Annotated in this window: 4 protein-coding genes; all 4 read right to left on the reverse strand. The window is 69.8% G+C overall.

All coding sequences use genetic code 11. The annotated features are described in order from the left end of the window. A partial coding sequence (locus ACOJSN_RS24605; protein ID WP_420115120.1) for a GNAT family N-acetyltransferase occupies positions 1-491 on the reverse strand: 491 nt, incomplete at its 3' end. 52 nt (positions 492-543) lie between these two features. Then, entirely contained in the window at positions 544-1,218 is a 675-nt protein-coding gene (locus ACOJSN_RS24610) for a hypothetical protein (protein ID WP_420115121.1), read from the reverse strand. Positions 1,219-1,334: 116 nt separating this feature from the next. After that, a complete protein-coding gene (locus ACOJSN_RS24615) occupies positions 1,335-2,192 on the reverse strand; it encodes an alpha/beta hydrolase (RefSeq protein ID WP_420115122.1) in 858 nt (285 codons plus the stop codon). 58 nt (positions 2,193-2,250) lie between these two features. After that, entirely contained in the window at positions 2,251-3,039 is a 789-nt protein-coding gene (locus tag ACOJSN_RS24620; protein ID WP_420115123.1) for an ArsR/SmtB family transcription factor, read from the reverse strand. Positions 3,040-3,196: the final 157 nt, after the last annotated feature.

Below are 3,196 nucleotides of genomic sequence, written 5' to 3' on the forward strand. Positions count from 1 at the left end.
GCGGCGACGCCGAAGCCGTAGCGGCCGTAGATCGTCGCCTCGGACACGGTCAGACCGGCGATCGGCACACCAGCACTCGCCGCCGCTCGCAGCTCGCCCTCGAGGAGGGCTCGCGCGATGCCCCGACGGCGGTGGGTCGAGGACACCGTGACCGCACTGATCGACCACATCGGGAGGAAGGAGTCGGCATCGACGGTCACGTCCATCACCCAGGAGTTGACCGTGCCGACCGGCGTCTCCGGGTCCGCGCCCTCGGGGTCGTAGACGCCGACGAGCCGGTTGCCATCGATGGACTCCCGCCACCCCTGGACCCGCTCGGGCGTCGAGCGCTCGCCCAGGAAGCCACGCCCGATCGCCGCGTTGAAGCGCTCGAACGGCTCGCCCTCGGTCGTGACGATGCGGTAGTCGAAGCCACGATCGGCCAGGGACTGGGTGGATGCGCTGTCGAGGGGGACGGTCTCAGCGACCGTGCGTGCGGGGTTCGAGGTCACGCCTCCACGCTATCCGGCGGTGCTCACGGGCGGCCACGCGAATAACCGCGAATCACCCCGGCGGCAGGATCCCCCGAAGCGGCGAGGTGGGCGTCAACGCCTGCGGCAGCGCAACGCCGGCACCCTGCACCCGCTCGACCCACCCGGGTGGGATCCAGCCGACGTCCATCGTCTGCGGGTGCTGGACGCCCACCGCGCGGGCCCACAGCAGCAGGATCAGCTCGGCCCAGGTCGACTCCACGATCCAGGAGATCGCACCCTGTGTCGATTGCCCGGAGAACCACAAGTTTCCTGGGGCCACCAGCTGGGCGGCGTCGATGTCGCCGTATCCCCAGGTGGTCATGCCGTATTGGGACGCGCGGTAGAAGCCGTGCTCGGTGATCCAGATCTGCCCCTGTTCGAGCGGCTTCCACCGCTCCTGGGCGGCCCGCTCGGCTGCCTTGCGCCGCGAGGAGTTGCCGAAGGCCTGCGCCGCCATGAAGCCGGCGGTCATCGCAAGTCCGCCGCGACCGGTCGCCATGAACATGCCGCCCTGATGCTCGTAGCTGCCGTCGCCGAGGGCGCCGTAGTCGTAGAGCATGTAGCCGCCGGTGGTGAGCGCCCGCTCCCCTTCGCCGAGCCGCATGACGAACGGCGCCGGCTCCCCCGGCCACTGCTCGAGCCGACTCGCCCCGATCAGCTCAGTGATCTGGATCGCGTACCAGATCGCGGTGTCGTGCTCACTCATCTGTGCGGTCATGGTGGTCCAGTCGTCTCGCAGCGCCTTGGGCGAATCGTGCCAGATCTGTCGTGATCAGCAGTGCCCGACGACGGCCCGCCGAGCTTGGCGATCGGGTGCGCCGCTCACCCGTCCAGCACGTCCTTCAGCGTGGCGGCGAACGCGGCTGGGTCGTTGCCGGGCGACCACTCGTTGGTGGCGAACCCGCCGTGGTCACCGGGGAAGATCACGGGCTCGATGGCGAGTAGCTCCGCGAGGGCCTCGCCACCGCGCCGGGGCATGCCACCGACGCCCTCCGCCCCGATCGCCAGCACGATCCGCACGCCGGAGGCGTTGAGCGCCTGCGCGTCGGGGAGGTAGGGAGGCATCGCCATGTTGTGGGCGAGCAGCGGGTCGTCGCGGCTGCCGTCGTCCTCGATGGGCAGCCCGAACTGCGCCGGGTCGGGCTCGGGCCGGTCCAGATACTCCTGCGTGAGCTCGCCCGTGTGCATGACGAGCTGCAGGAACTTCGCCATCGCTGGACCGAAGCCCCGCTGCCGATAGGTGTCCACGATGTCGGCGCTGACCGTCTGCAGGATCTGCGCGTCCGGCAGCAGCAGCGTCAGCGGCGGCTCGTGCGCCACCAGCGTGCGCACGTCGCCGGGGTGCGCGATCACCCACGGCAACGCAGCCTGGGCACCGCCGCTGGAGCCGAATGCGTCGACCGGTCCGAACCCGGCGGCCTCCACCACGCGGTGCAGGTCGTCGCCGTGGATCTCCACGGTGACCTCACCGCCATCCTTCAGCCGGCTGCGCTCGGCCATGCGTGGGTCGTAGGTGAGCACGACCCGGTCGTCGAGCTGGGTCACCAGCTGCTCGAAGCCGGACGCACCCATCGGCGATCCGAACACGAACAGCGGCGGGTGCTCGCTCGGCCGCTCCGGCTGATGGATGTCGTAGGCCAGCACCGCGCCTGGCACGTCGAGGGTGTGCGTGGTGAGCATGGGAGTCCTCTCGTCGCCTCCACCGTATCCATCTGTTCGTGATGCCCGACGGCGTTCCTCACCCCATACCGGGCATGGTCCGGCCGGTCTCCACGAAGGTCTTGAGCGAGGAGATGACCAAGGAGGTACCGCCGTCGACCTGGTTCTCGGGGGCCGTGCCCGCGGGCACGCCGGTGTGCGTGACGGTGACCCGGGTGAGGCCCTCTCCTAGGGGCTCGAGGAGCCACTCGTAGGCCGAGATCGGGTCGGCGGCGGTCTCGGGCGACCAGGTCGCACTGAAGGTGTGGGCCAGTCGCACGCCTTCCTCGAGGGCGGTGATCTCGCCGGCGATGAGGGAGGCGCCGTCGGCGTCGACCCACTCGATCGATGCGCCCACCTGCCAGTCGCTGCGCACGAGGCCGCCGAAGAACCAGCGGCGGGACTGCTCGGGGTCCACGATCGCCTGCCACACCCGCTCCGGGGTGGCTTCGATGACGATCGTGGCGACGAGCGTTCGGGTGTTCGACATGGTCTCTCCTGAGTTCGTGCGCTCGGGTTCGAGGTGGTCGCGCAGCCGGGTGAGCGCGAGTCCGGCGAAGGCGGAGTAGTCGTCGAGCCAACGGCGAGCCAGCTCCACGATCGGGGTGGGGTTGAGGTGCACGAACCGGCTGCGCCCCACCTTGCGGGTCGTGACGAGCTCCGAGGCCTCGAGAACGCGGAGGTGCTTGAGCACCGCGTGCCGGCCGAGCTCGGGGAGAGCGGCCTCAAGGTCGCGGACCGGGACGCCGTCCTGGGTTCGCAGCGCATCAAGCAGGGCCCGCCGGTGCGGGTCGGTGAGCGCGCGGATCGTGGCGTCGAGGTCGGGCACGATCCAACTATAGGTGACCGTGAGGTCACCTATCAAGAGATCTCGCATTGGCCGTACGCGGCAGGGCGTCGAACTCTACGATCGAGAACGCTGGCAACCACCACGAACGTGAGGATGCGCGATGGCAGGCAAGTTCGAGCTCTACCAGGACAAGGCC

Source organism: Pseudactinotalea sp. (assembly GCF_048594945.1).
Lineage (GTDB): Bacteria > Actinomycetota > Actinomycetes > Actinomycetales > Beutenbergiaceae > Pseudactinotalea.